14 protein-coding genes are annotated in these 11,195 nt (G+C 69.0%); 9 read left to right on the forward strand and 5 right to left on the reverse strand.

All coding sequences use genetic code 11. The features are described from left to right. Window positions 1-107 precede the first annotated feature (107 nt). Window positions 108-1,610, reverse strand: coding sequence for a hypothetical protein (locus Q4I23_RS25145; RefSeq protein WP_498528027.1), 1,503 nt, complete (start codon window positions 1,608-1,610; stop codon window positions 108-110). A gap of 230 nt (window positions 1,611-1,840) precedes the next feature. Here Q4I23_RS25145 and rpmH point away from each other — a divergent pair, with 230 nt between their 5' ends. The 6 genes from rpmH to Q4I23_RS25175 all read left to right on the forward strand — a co-directional run bounded on the left by rpmH (window position 1,841) and on the right by Q4I23_RS25175 (window position 6,627). Next, on the forward strand, window positions 1,841-1,975 hold the full coding sequence (rpmH, locus tag Q4I23_RS25150; RefSeq protein ID WP_014239280.1) for a 50S ribosomal protein L34: 135 nt from the start codon (window positions 1,841-1,843) through the stop codon (window positions 1,973-1,975). Between the two features lie 5 nt (window positions 1,976-1,980). Then, complete coding sequence (gene rnpA / locus Q4I23_RS25155) at window positions 1,981-2,463, forward strand: ribonuclease P protein component (RefSeq protein WP_498528028.1); 483 nt, start codon at window positions 1,981-1,983, stop codon at window positions 2,461-2,463. Then, complete coding sequence (gene yidD / locus Q4I23_RS25160; protein ID WP_079285227.1) at window positions 2,460-2,780, forward strand: membrane protein insertion efficiency factor YidD; 321 nt, start codon at window positions 2,460-2,462, stop codon at window positions 2,778-2,780. Before rnpA ends, yidD begins: the two co-directional genes overlap by 4 nt. A 27-nt stretch (window positions 2,781-2,807) precedes the next feature. Next, the gene (gene yidC, locus Q4I23_RS25165; protein WP_454020488.1) at window positions 2,808-4,547 is read left to right on the forward strand and encodes a membrane protein insertase YidC; all 1,740 of its coding nucleotides are present in this window, start codon (window positions 2,808-2,810) and stop codon (window positions 4,545-4,547) included. A 144-nt stretch (window positions 4,548-4,691) separates the two neighbouring features. Then, on the forward strand, window positions 4,692-5,354 hold the full coding sequence (gene yihA / locus Q4I23_RS25170; protein ID WP_035674103.1) for a ribosome biogenesis GTP-binding protein YihA/YsxC: 663 nt from the start codon (window positions 4,692-4,694) through the stop codon (window positions 5,352-5,354). 4 nt (window positions 5,355-5,358) lie between these two features. Next, on the forward strand, window positions 5,359-6,627 hold the full coding sequence (locus tag Q4I23_RS25175; protein ID WP_498528029.1) for a cation:proton antiporter domain-containing protein: 1,269 nt from the start codon (window positions 5,359-5,361) through the stop codon (window positions 6,625-6,627). Window positions 6,628-6,631: 4 nt separating this feature from the next. On the opposite strand, the gene Q4I23_RS25180 is transcribed toward Q4I23_RS25175, so the two are convergent. Next, complete coding sequence (locus Q4I23_RS25180; protein ID WP_454020485.1) at window positions 6,632-6,862, reverse strand: hypothetical protein; 231 nt, start codon at window positions 6,860-6,862, stop codon at window positions 6,632-6,634. Window positions 6,863-7,032: 170 nt separating this feature from the next. Here Q4I23_RS25180 and argB point away from each other — a divergent pair, with 170 nt between their 5' ends. From argB to Q4I23_RS25195, 3 genes are read left to right on the forward strand one after another with little or no spacing between them, the layout of a single operon-like run. After that, a complete protein-coding gene (gene argB, locus Q4I23_RS25185) occupies window positions 7,033-7,932 on the forward strand; it encodes an acetylglutamate kinase (RefSeq protein WP_145625606.1) in 900 nt (299 codons plus the stop codon). A gap of 24 nt (window positions 7,933-7,956) precedes the next feature. Further along, the gene (locus Q4I23_RS25190; RefSeq protein WP_454020484.1) at window positions 7,957-8,274 is read left to right on the forward strand and encodes a hypothetical protein; all 318 of its coding nucleotides are present in this window, start codon (window positions 7,957-7,959) and stop codon (window positions 8,272-8,274) included. A gap of 16 nt (window positions 8,275-8,290) precedes the next feature. After that, complete coding sequence (locus tag Q4I23_RS25195; RefSeq protein ID WP_498528030.1) at window positions 8,291-9,274, forward strand: magnesium transporter CorA family protein; 984 nt, start codon at window positions 8,291-8,293, stop codon at window positions 9,272-9,274. A 7-nt stretch (window positions 9,275-9,281) separates the two neighbouring features. Here Q4I23_RS25195 and Q4I23_RS25200 read toward each other — a convergent pair whose 3' ends face one another. The 3 genes from Q4I23_RS25200 to Q4I23_RS25210 form a co-directional block, all read right to left on the reverse strand. Continuing rightward, complete coding sequence (locus Q4I23_RS25200; protein WP_498528031.1) at window positions 9,282-9,824, reverse strand: MAPEG family protein; 543 nt, start codon at window positions 9,822-9,824, stop codon at window positions 9,282-9,284. Between the two features lie 6 nt (window positions 9,825-9,830). Further along, entirely contained in the window at window positions 9,831-10,787 is a 957-nt protein-coding gene (locus Q4I23_RS25205) for an acetyl-CoA carboxylase carboxyltransferase subunit alpha (RefSeq protein ID WP_145681308.1), read from the reverse strand. An 87-nt stretch (window positions 10,788-10,874) separates the two neighbouring features. Beyond that, window positions 10,875-11,144 (reverse strand): hypothetical protein, encoded by a 270-nt coding sequence (locus Q4I23_RS25210; protein WP_498528032.1) that lies wholly within the window; start codon window positions 11,142-11,144, stop codon window positions 10,875-10,877. Window positions 11,145-11,195 lie beyond the last annotated feature (51 nt).

Here is an 11,195-nt window from a genome sequence, read left to right on the forward strand (position 1 = left end):
ATAGCTGTTATAGTCTCGTGGGCTCGGAGATGTGTATAAGAGACAGCTCCCCCGCCCAGCGGAGGAGGGTTAGGGTGGGGGCAAGCCGCCCCCCTTGAAGCCCTCCCCTACGCCGACGTCCGCGCCAGATGGTGCCCGATCACCGTGCGCAGCTTGTTCAGGCGGCGCGGCAGCTTGCGGAGCTGGCGCAGCACGGCGGGCTGCGGCGGGTTGATCGGCTCGCTCAGCAGGTCGGGGGCCATGCGGCGGATCAGTTCCGCCTGATGCTGGCTGGAGCGGCGGACGTCCACCGGCATGGCCAGGGCGATCGCCAGGAAGTCCGCGCAGTTGCCGACCTGGAAGAGCTGCCGACCGGTCAGGTCCACCCCCTGGTCGATGGCCGACAGCCAGCCGGCCACCCGCTGCTCCAGATAGAAGCGGTCGCGCAGGTCCATCGTGCCGCCCGGCAGGACGTCCGGCGTCTTCACCACCCAGGCCAGCCACTCGCGCAGCGCCTCGCAATGGGACGGCGGGTTGTAGAGCTTGCCGCGGAAGGCGTCGAACATCCGGGCGGCGGTGTCCTCGCCGTCGGCGGCGAGGCCCGGCGGAATCTGACCCCAGTAGAAGCAGCGCGCCACCTCGAAGACGCCGCCGTGCAGGACCACGGCACCCTCCGGCACGCCGTCCCAGGCGCCGTTGGCGTAGAACTCCCCGTCCATCGCCGCGGTGTGACCGCCGGTGTGGGCGGCATAGTCCCGCGCGCGCTGGGCGTCCAGCGGGGGGCAGGGGATCAGGTGATGCTCCACCCCGGCCAGCCGGGCCAGCTTCGGCGGCAGCTTGCGGTCGCCCGGCGTCAGGTCGCGATGGTCGAAGGTGAAGGTGGCGAAGGGCACCTCGGCCTTCTGCGCGGCGGCCAGCAGCAGCCGCGTGTCGTAGCCGGCGGTGAGCTGGAGCATCAGCGGGCGATGGCCGCCCTCCGGTCCCGACAGCCTCCGGTGCAGGTTGCGGATGGCGGTGACCAGGATGGATTCCATCCGCTCATAGGCGAGCGAGTCGGAAAAGCCCGGCGGAACCGCGGGAAAGGGCCGGCGGAAGGTCAGGAAGCCCGGATCGTCCATCGGGCGGGCCGGGTCGAGCACCTGGGTCGGCAGCAGCCGGCGCACCCCCGCCAGCCCGGAGCCGGGCAGCGGGTACCAGTCCAGCCCGGCCTCGTGCGCCAGCGGGCGGCGGAAGCTCGCCTCCTCGCCCAGCAGTTCGGCCATCACCCCGGCGCTGGAGGTGAGCGTCAGGGCGCCATCCACCATCCCGTAGAAGCAGCCGAGCGTCCCGCCGGTGTCGAGATGGACCGCGCGGTTGTTGAGCAGCAGCCAGCGTCCCGTCCAGGAGCGGCACAGCTCCGCGATGTCCCCGGCGCGCGACGCGGCCAGCGCCTCCACCGGGTCGGGGCGCGCCGGGTCGGTCTGCACGGGCAGCCCCAGCAGATGCCAGACCGTCTTGTCGGCGCCCAGCACGCGCCGGACCGGCAGGTCGGGACAATGGGACAGGACGAGCCCGCCGATGTCACGGCTCACCCAATCCGGACGGAGCGCGTGGGTGTTTTTGGACACGATGAATTGCCGCCGGTGCAGCATGCCGACTTCCCCCGGACCTTTCGCGAATGTCAGGGGGTAAACACGCCGCACGGCAAGGGAGGCAGGGCCCTACCCCTTTTCACCCTCCTTTGCGCCACCCTTCTTGCCTTCGCCCATCCGAACGGAGAATATTTCCCACGCTTGGGTGGCAGCGCGTGATTGACTCCGGGGGTCGGTACCTCTATACAGCGGGGCTCATTTTTTGCCCTGAGATCGAGGAGTATGGTGCCGTGAAACGCACGTTCCAGCCCAGCAAAATCGTGCGCAAGCGCCGGCATGGCTTCCGCGCCCGCATGGCGACCGTCGGTGGCCGCAAGGTGATTGCCCGCCGTCGCGCCAAGGGCCGCAGTGTCCTGAGCGCCTGATACGCATGGCGGCGCCGGACCCCAGGGTCGGGCGCCTGAAGCGGCGGCCGGAGTTTCTGGCCGTGGCCGGTACACGGCGCAAGCATGTGGCTCCCGGCCTTATCCTGCAGGTGCGCCGACACGACGAACGGCAGCGGCCCGCCCCTGGCGAGCCGCCGATTCGTCTTGGCCTGACGGCGAGCCGCAAAGTGGGGAACGCGGTCGTGCGCAATCGCGCACGCCGCCGCCTTCGCGAAGCGGCCCGTCAAATTCTGATCGCCCACGCGGCCCCCGGTCACGATTTCGTGCTGGTGGCCCGCGCCGCGACGGCCGAACGGCCGTGGACGGAGCTGCTGGGCGATCTGATCGCGGCGCTGAAACGCCTCGGTCTGTGGCGCGACGTCTCTAAGAGCGACGCGTCCAGGAACGAGGTGAATGGCGGGCCAAACGCCGTCACACCCAACGGCGGGACCGGCAACGGTTCCGGCGGCGGGGAGGTCGGCGCGTGAGCCCGCTCGCCTATTTTCTGCGCGCGCTCGTGGTCGGCTATCAGTGGACCCTGTCGCCCTTCATCGGGTGGCACTGCCGATTTCAGCCGACCTGTTCAAACTATGCGCTGGATGCGCTATCTAAGCACGGAGCGATCCGGGGCAGTTGGCTGACCGTCCGGAGGCTTCTGCGCTGCCATCCCTGGGGCGGGTGGGGATATGATCCCGTGCCCGAGCCGGGGCGGTCCACCCGCTGTTCGCACGGGCCGGACGACGCGGCGCATCGATGCAGCAATTCGCATGCCGGCCTGAAAACCGGCGTTCGGCCCCCTTCTTAACAGAAGGCCCACGGCAACCGGGATGCCATGACCGATCAACGCAACCTCATCCTCGCGATCGCTCTGTCGATCGCCATCCTCCTGGGATTCCAGTATTTCTACGATGGACCCCGGGTGAAGCAGCAGCAGGCTGCGCAGCAGGCCGCCCAGACGGAGCAGTCGGTCGCCCCCGGCGCCGCGCCCGCTCCGGGCGCCGCTCCCGGTTCGGTGCCCGGCACGGCGGCTCCCGCCACGGTCCGCGACCGCGCCGGCCTGCTCGCCGAGCAGATGGCCGCCGGAACGCGCGTCAAGATCAACACGCCGTCGCTGCACGGATCGGTCAATCTGGTTGGGGGCCGCATCGACGACCTGACGCTGGCCGACTACCGCGTCACCCCTGATCCCAAGAGCCCGGAAATCGTGCTGCTGGCCCCCGCCGGCACGCCCGAGGCCTATTACGCCGAGTTCGGCTGGGTTCCGGAGGACAAGTCACAGCCGGTTCCCGGCGCCGACACCCGCTGGACCGCCGCCGGCACCGCGCTGACCCCGGACCAGCCGCTGACCCTGACCTGGGACAACGGCAAGGGTCTGGTGTTCGAGCGGACCATCGCGGTCGATCCGAACTTCATGTTCACGATCACCCAGAAGGTGCGCAACACCGGCTCCGCCCCGGTCAGCCTGCTGCCCTACAGCCTGGTCAGCCGCGCCGGCACGCCGCACACCGACGGCTACTACATCCTGCATGAAGGCCCGCTCGGCGTCTTCGACGGCAAGCTGAACGAGCACAAGTACGACGACCTGCGCAAGGCCGGCACCATCTCCGCCCAGTCGACCGGCGGCTGGATCGGCATCACCGACAAGTATTGGCTGGTCTCGCTGGTCCCCGACCAGAAGGCCCCGATCACCGCCCGCTTCGTCCACTCCGCCCCCGGCGCCGCCGACCGCTATCAGGTCGACACGCTCGGCAAGGCCGTGGAGGTCGCCCCCGGCGCCACCATCGAACTGACCGACCGCCTGTTCGCCGGCGCCAAGCAGGTCCGGCTGCTCGACGACTATTCGGACAAGCTGGGCATCGCCAACTTCGATCTGGCGATCGACTTCGGCTGGTTCTACTTCCTGACCAAGCCGTTCTTCTACGGGCTGGACCTGCTGGGCCGCCTGTTCGGCAACTTCGGCATCGCCATCCTGGTCTTCACCGTGATCGTCAAGGCGGCCTTCTTCCCGCTGGCCAACAAGTCCTATCACGCGATGGCCAAGATGAAGAAGCTGCAGCCCAAGATGATGGAGCTGCGCGACCGCTTCGGCGACGACAAGGTCCGCCTGAACCAGGAGATGATGGCGCTCTACAAGCGCGAGAAGGTCTCGCCGGTGTCGGGCTGCCTGCCGATCCTGATCCAGATCCCGGTCTTCTTCGCGCTGTACAAGGTACTGTTCGTGACCATCGAAATGCGGCACGCGCCGTTCTTCGGCTGGATCCACGACCTGTCCGCGCCCGATCCGACCACCATCTTCAACCTGTTCGGTCTGATCCCGTGGCAGCCGCCGCACATCCTGATGCTGGGCCTGTGGCCGATCATCATGGGCATCACCATGTACTTCCAGCAGAAGCTGAACCCGGCACCGCCCGATCCGGTGCAGCAGAAGGTGTTCCAGTTCCTGCCGATCATCTTCACCTTCATGCTCGCCAGCTTCCCGGCTGGTCTGGTGATCTACTGGGCCTGGAACAACACCCTGTCCATCGCCCAGCAGTGGATCATCATGCGGCAGGACGGTGTGAAGGTGACCTGAGGGTTCTCTTCACCTGATACCCGGCTTCCCTGACTTCAGGGCATCGACCGCCGGCAAGCGCCTCCCTTGACGGGCGTTTGCCGGCGGTTATGTTTTGGGCCGGTCACGATCATCCGTACCCCGTGTCTTTCGAAAGCGCCGTCCATGACCTCTTCCAGCAGCTCCCCGATCTCCGGTTTCGACGAGGAGGCCCTGGAAGCGGGGCGGCTTCTGTTCGCCAAGGAATGCGACTTCATCTGGGGCGCCCAGACGGCGGAGCAGTTGCCGGAGGCCGACCTGCCGGAGGTCGCCTTCGCCGGACGGTCCAACGTCGGCAAATCCAGCCTCGTCAACGCGCTGACCGGGCGCAAGACGCTGGCCCGCACCTCCAACACGCCGGGCCGCACCCAGCAGCTCAACTTCTTCAACCTCGGCAACCGGCTGAAGCTGGTCGACATGCCCGGCTACGGCTACGCCAAGGAGTCGAAGGAGAAGATCGAGATCTGGAACGACATGGTCCGCCGCTTCCTGCGCGGCCGCGTCACGCTGCGCCGGGCGCTGGTTCTGGTCGATTCGCGCCACGGGCTGAAGCCCAACGACGAGGAGATCATGACGATGCTCGATCAGGCGGCGGTGCCCTACGTCGTCGTCCTGACCAAGTCGGACAAGGTGCGGTCGCAGGAGCTGGCCGAGGTGAGCAAGCGCACCGTGGCGGCCATCAAGAAACACCCGGCCGCCTTCCCGGAGATCCACGCCACCAGCGCCGAGAAGGGCCAGGGCATCGCGGAGCTGCGGGCCAGCCTCGCCCAGCTCGCCAGCCTGGGATGACCCGATGCCCGTCGAGCTGACGCCGGCCCTGCTGTTCCTCATCCAGGCCATCCTGCTGATCGCCGGCCCGTTCCTGCTGTGGCGGCTGTCCGGCCTGAAGCATGTGGCCCCGATGGTGGTCATCCAGATCCTGTTCGGGATCGCGCTCGGCCCGTCGGTTCTCGGGCAGGCCGCCCCGGAAATCTGGCAACCGCTGTTTGCCAAGGGATCGCTGGCGCCGCTCTCCGGGCTGGCTCTGCTCGCCGTGGTCTTCTTCGCCTTCCTGACCGGGCTGCATCTCGATCTGGAGGAGTTCAAGGGGCGCGGGCGCGCCTTCGTCGGGATCAGCCTGTCGAGCATGATGGTGCCGACCCTGCTCGGCGGGGGGCTCGGCTGGTGGATCGTCGGCGCCTTTCCCGAGATGGCCGGGCCGAAGGCCGACCCGCTGTTGTTCGCAGCAGGCTTCGGCATCTGCGTCGGGGTTACCGCCCTGCCGGTGCTGGGGGCCATCCTGCGCGAGATGGGGCTGATCGGGGAGCGGGTCGGGCGGCTGGCGCTGGGCTATGCGGCGGTCAACGACGCGCTGCTGTGGCTTCTCATCACCGCCGTGCTGGCTCTGGCGGCGGGGGGAAGCGGCGGCTTCGCCGGGGTGGCGTGGATCGCCGTCCTCGGCTTCGCCTATCTGGCCGCGACGGAGCTGTTCGCGCGCCCCCTGCTGACCCGGCTGATGAACCGCATCGCCCCGGACGGCTCGGTCGGCGACATGGTGGTGGTGGTCACCTGCGCCGCCCTTCTCGGCTCGGCCGCAGTGACGGAGCTGATCGGGCTGCACTACATCCTGGGCGCCTTCGTCGCCGGCACGGTCATGCCGCGGCGGCTGGCGGCGGCCATCCTGGACCGGCTGGAGCATTTCGCCACGCTGATCCTGCTGCCCTTCTTCTTCACCCTGACCGGGCTGAAGGTCAATCTCGACCTCGCCGCCTCGGCGCAATGGTGGGTCTTCGCGCTGGCGACGGTGGCGACCATCCTGGGCAAGGTCCTGGGCACCGCCCTGCCCGCCCGGCTGTCGGGCGAGAGCGCCGCTGATTCCTGGCGGCTCGGCACGCTGATGTCCTGCAAAGGGCTGATGGAGGTCATCGTCCTGACCATCCTGCTGGAGGCCGGGGTGCTGTCGGAGGCCTGCTTCTCCGCCATGGTGCTGATGGCGGTGGTGGTCACCGCGCTGACCCAGCCGATGACCCTGCTGGCCGGGCGGATCGCCGGCCGCCGGGCGGGTCACGCCGGCACAGCCTGACCCGTCAGCCGGGTTTCCGCACGTTTCCGGTCACCACCGGATCGGCGCCCGGCCCCTCAGACCCGGCCTTTCCGTCCCCGCGCGCCTGCTCCTTCAGCGCCTTGTTGGCCTCCGTCACCTCCTGCGCGTCGGAGGAGCCGTAGATCTCCTCGGCCCGCCGGGCGGTCTCCTCCATCTCAGCCTTGTGAGCCTCGGTGAAGGGGTTGCGCGGGGTCGGCATGATGCGGTCGTTCATGGCACCGTCCTTTGCGGTTCATCCTACCCCGGGCGAACCGCCGGGCGCGGCCGAGGGTTCCCGGACGCGGCGCCCGCCTGAAAAAGCCCCCTAGGCACCCCCCGCGCTTTCCGTTAAAGAGTCGGCGGAATCTCACCCGATTGGCCCACCCCGACGAACGGCTCCATCCCGTGCAGAACACGACCCGCGACGAGTGGCTCGCCAAGGCCCGCACCCTGTCCGAAGCCCTGCCCTACATGCGCCGCTACGCCGGGCGCACCTTCGTCATCAAGTACGGCGGCCACGCCATGGGTGACGACAGCCTGGCGGAAAAGTTCGCCCGCGACATCGTCCTGCTGAAGCAGGTCGGCATCAACCCCGTGGTCGTGCACGGCGGCGGCCCGCAGATCGGGCAGATGCTGCAGCGGCTGGCCATCAAGTCCAGCTTCATCGACGGCCTGCGCGTCACCGACAAGGAGACGGTCGAGGTGGTCGAGATGGTGCTGGCCGGCTCCATCAACAAGCAGATCGTCGCCGCCATCAACAACGCCGGCGGCCGCGCCGTCGGCCTGTCGGGCAAGGACGGCAGCCTGATCACCGCGCGCAAGCTGCGCCGCACACAGCGCGACCCGGACAGCAACATCGAGAAGGTGCTGGACCTCGGCTTCGTCGGCGAGCCCTATCAGGTGAACCCGCAGATCCTCACGTCGCTGGCCCAGTCGGACATCATCCCGGTCATCGCCCCGATCGGCTTCGACCGCAACGGCGACACCTACAACATCAACGCCGACACCGCGGCGGGTGCCGTCGCCTCGGCGCTGGGCGCCACCCGCTTCTTCCTGCTGACCGACGTCGCCGGCGTTCTGGACAAGAACAAGGAGCTGGTGCCGCGCATGTCGCTGGATCAGGCGCGCGCCGCCATCGCCGACGGCACCGCGACCGGCGGCATGATCCCGAAAATCGAGACCTGCATCGACGCCGTCGAGCAGGGCGTGGACGCCGCCGTCATCCTGGACGGCCGGGTGCCGCACGCCCTGCTGCTGGAGATCTTCACCGAGGGCGGCGCCGGCACGATGATCGGCCGCGAGTGACCGCATAAGCGAAGGGGACCGGCCATGTCCGATGTGCGCAAGGACCTGCTCCGCCAGATGAAGGCCATCCGCGAACGGATGGACCCGAAGCTGCTGGAGCGCGCCAAGCTGTCGGTCTTCGGCAAGGTCCCCTACGACCGCGACTCGGCGAAGGAGGCGGTCGGGCATTTTCTCGACTCCAAGGACGACGGCGGGGCCTTCCGGCGCAAGCTGGAGGCCGCGCTGCGCCAGGACGGCGCACCCGTCGACCTGCCGGATGGGGACGCCGCGAGCGACTCCTCCGGCCCCGCCGAGGAGCCGTCCCAGCCGCGCAAGCCCCGCCGTTTCGGCCGCCTCCTCTAAGACCCAGGGGGCCGCCATGCTCCACGTCTTCGCCTGCGACGGTGACCGGCTGCGCTGGGCCCGCGAGGCCGAGGGCGTCAGCACCCCGCTGCCCGCCGAGGCCGTCTGGCTCGATCTGCAGAACCCGACGCCGGAGGAACTGGCCCGCGCCGAGGCGCTGATGGGCATCAAGCTGCCGACTCGGGAGCAGATGGCGGAGATCGAGGAATCGAGCCGCCTGCGCATCATCCCCGGCGCCGTGCACATGACCGCGCTCGTCCTGGTCTGGGCCGACACCGACCAGCCGCGCATCGTGCCGGTCAGCTTCGTCCTGGCCGGCGGGCGGCTCGCCACCATCCACGCCGTCGATCCGCAGCCCTTCCTGGCCTTCCGCCGCCGCGTCACCCGCAGCGGCGGCGCGGAGTTGACGGCCGAGGCGGTCCTGGCCGCCCTGCTTGATGGCGTGGTGGAGCGCACCGCCGCCGTTCTGCGCCGCGTCGGGCTGGAATTGGACACCATGGGCAGTCGCGCCTTCCGCGGGCGCGCCCTGCCGGTCAAGGGCGAGCGACGGGACGACACCCGCACGCTGAAGCGCATCGGCCACACCGGGCATCTGATCGGCAAGGCGCATGTCAGCCTGTCGACGCTCAACCGCCTGCTGACCTTCCTGGCCCGCGGCGAGGGCTGGACCCCGGCCAAGCGGACCCGGCGCTGGGCGCGCGCCGCTTTGCAGGACGTGACGGGACTCGGCGAATACGCTCAATTCCTGTCGGGGAAGGTCAGCCTGCTGCTGGACACCACGCTGGGCCGCATCAACGTCGAGCAGAACGAGATCATCAAGATCGTCTCGATCCTGACGGTCACCCTGTTCCCGCCGACGCTGGTCGCCAGCATCTACGGCATGAACTTCGCGACCATGCCGGAAAAGGACTGGACGTTCGGCTATCCGCTGGCGGTGATGCTGATGATCCTGTCGGCGACGCTGCCGATGATCTACTTCAAACGGCGGCGCTGGCTGTAACCCCCGCTCAGCCGATGGCGAGCGCCAGCGCCCAGCCCAGCACGACGAGGTTGACGGTCAGCGTGACCGCCATGCCCGGCGCCCGCACATAGGGGTGGATCAGGTAGCCCGCCCAGAACAGCAGGCGGCCCAGCACGAACAGCGCGGTCGCCAGTCGGGCGAATCCCAGGTCGGGCAGCGGCATCTGCGCCACCAGCGCCGCCAGGGCGGGCACGAAGATCAGCGTCTGCTCCACCGTGTTGGTCAGCACGCGCTGGCTGACCCGGTGGAAGCGCGACTCGGCGTCATCAATCGGGTTCAGGGCGACGGAGCGGGCGCGGGCGACCAGCACCCCGCCCACCGTCAGGAACAGCACCAGCGCCGGCCAGAGAACCAGCCGCCCCCAGAAGGCCATGCGCGCGCCCGGATCGGCGATGCCGGGCGGCGGGGCGAACAGCGGCGGCAGCAGCCACAGGGCCAGCAGCGCCACGACAACCGCGGCGAGGTTGACGGTGGCCGCCAGACGCAGAAGACGGGTCTTCGAGGGACGTCTCTGCGACGCGGCGGCCATGGCGTCTTACCCCAGGCCCTTCTGGCCCATGTCGAGGAACTTCTGGCGGCGCTGGGCGCGGATCGCCGCGCCGTCCAGCCCGTCGAGTTCGCCCAGCGATTCCTCGATGGCATCGCCCAGCGCCTTGACGATTTCCGCCGGGTCGCGATGGGCGCCGCCGATCGGCTCGCTCACCACCCGGTCGATGACGCCGAGTTCCTTGAGGTCGTGGCTGATCAGGCGCAGCGCGACGGCGGCCTCGCCGGCCATGTCGGGGTTGCGCCACAGGATCGACGCGCAGCCCTCCGGCGAGATGACGGAGTAGATGGCGTGCTCCAGCATCAGCACCCGGTCGGCCGTCGCGATGGCGATGGCGCCGCCGGAGCCGCCCTCGCCGATCACCGCGGCCACCATGGGCACGGTCAGGCGCAGGCAGCGCTCGATGCTCTTGGCGATGGCCTCGGCCTGGCCGCGCTCCTCCGCCTGGACGCCGGGGAAGGCGCCGGCGGTGTCGACCAGCGAGACGACCGGCAGCGTGAAGCGGTCGGCGAGGTCCATCAGGCGCTGGGCCTTGCGGTAGCCCTCGGGCTTGGCCATGCCGAAGTTGTGGCGCACGCGCGTTTCGGTGTCGTGGCCCTTCTCCTGCCCGATCACCACGACCGAGCGGCCGCGGAAGCGGCCCAGCCCGCCAATGACCGCGCGGTCTTCGGCAAAGCCGCGGTCGCCGGCCAGCGGCGTGAAGTCGTCGATCAGCCCCTTCACATAGTCCAGACAGTGCGGACGGTTGGGGTGGCGGGCCACCTGCACCTTCTGCGCCGGGGTGAGCTTCGCGTAGGTCTGCCGGAGGAGCTTGTCGACCTTGGTCTGCAGCTTCGTCACTTCGTCGGCGATGTTGATGTCGCCGGCGTTGGTCAGGTGGCGCAGTTCCTCGATCTTGCCTTCAAGCTCGGCGATCGGCTTTTCGAATTCCAGGAAGGTTTGCATGCCGGAAGGATCACGGACCGAATAGGATAGGACGCGGACGTCGCGGACCGGCCTTGGTACCACGGTGCGCGGAGGCGATGCCACAGCTTATCGCGCGAAACGCCGGCCAAAACTGACCAGAAGCACGCCCAGGACGATCACCGCCGCCCCGCCCCACACCCAGGGGGAATAACGCTCGCCGAACAGCAGCGTCCCGGTGCCCAGCCCGACGGAGGTCGCCACGTAGCCGATCTGGCTGAGATAGACCGGCCCGGCGACGATTTGGAGCCGGAAATACAGCACGTAGGTCAGCGCCGTCACCGCGATCTGGAGCAGGGCCAGTCCGGGCGCGAGACCCAGCGCCGGAAGCTCCGCCACCGCCCCGGTGCCTGTCTCTTATACACATCTCCGAGCCCACGAGACTATAAC

The organism is Azospirillum sp. UFLA03-27, from assembly GCF_059803775.1.

Excerpts from the sequence above, each read along its gene's own strand:
- rnpA (WP_498528028.1), top strand. The coding sequence starts at position 1,981 with ATGGCGGCGCCGGACCCCAGGGTCGGGCGCCTGAAGCGGCGGCCGGAG.
- Q4I23_RS25195 (WP_498528030.1), top strand. The coding sequence starts at position 8,291 with ATGCTCCACGTCTTCGCCTGCGACGGTGACCGGCTGCGCTGGGCCCGC.
- Q4I23_RS25205 (WP_145681308.1), bottom strand. The coding sequence starts at position 10,787 with ATGCAAACCTTCCTGGAATTCGAAAAGCCGATCGCCGAGCTTGAAGGC.
- yihA (WP_035674103.1), top strand. The coding sequence starts at position 4,692 with ATGACCTCTTCCAGCAGCTCCCCGATCTCCGGTTTCGACGAGGAGGCC.
- Q4I23_RS25190 (WP_454020484.1), top strand. The coding sequence starts at position 7,957 with ATGTCCGATGTGCGCAAGGACCTGCTCCGCCAGATGAAGGCCATCCGC.
- Q4I23_RS25175 (WP_498528029.1), top strand. The coding sequence starts at position 5,359 with ATGCCCGTCGAGCTGACGCCGGCCCTGCTGTTCCTCATCCAGGCCATC.
- yidC (WP_454020488.1), top strand. The coding sequence starts at position 2,808 with ATGACCGATCAACGCAACCTCATCCTCGCGATCGCTCTGTCGATCGCC.
- Q4I23_RS25145 (WP_498528027.1), bottom strand. The coding sequence starts at position 1,610 with ATGCTGCACCGGCGGCAATTCATCGTGTCCAAAAACACCCACGCGCTC.
- Q4I23_RS25180 (WP_454020485.1), bottom strand. The coding sequence starts at position 6,862 with ATGAACGACCGCATCATGCCGACCCCGCGCAACCCCTTCACCGAGGCT.
- Q4I23_RS25200 (WP_498528031.1), bottom strand. The coding sequence starts at position 9,824 with ATGGCCGCCGCGTCGCAGAGACGTCCCTCGAAGACCCGTCTTCTGCGT.